This is a genomic window from Bacillus sp. AC266, from assembly GCF_979253805.1.
On sequence record NZ_CEEDEC010000075.1, the window covers coordinates 1 to 234 of the forward strand.

The 234-nt window shown below is 47.4% G+C and carries 2 tRNA genes; both read right to left on the reverse strand.

Annotated features, from left to right (window positions below):
- Nucleotide 1 precedes the first annotated feature (1 nt).
- Nucleotides 2-76, reverse strand: a tRNA-Gln gene (locus AC0IXC_RS29395).
- 87 nt (nucleotides 77-163) lie between these two features.
- Nucleotides 164-233, reverse strand: a tRNA-Asp gene (locus AC0IXC_RS29400).
- Nucleotide 234: the final 1 nt, after the last annotated feature.

Below are 234 nucleotides of genomic sequence, written 5' to 3' on the forward strand. Positions count from 1 at the left end.
ATGGCTGGGCTAGCTGGATTCGAACCAGCGCATGACGGAGTCAAAGTCCGTTGCCTTACCGCTTGGCTATAGCCCATCGAAATAGTTATCTTCTTTTCAAAGACAAATGTTATTTTACCATAATGTCCAATAAAAAACAACTGCTATATAGCAGAAGTTAAAATGGCGGTCCCGACCGGGGTCGAACCGGCGATCTCCTGCGTGACAGGCAGGCATGTTAACCACTACACCACG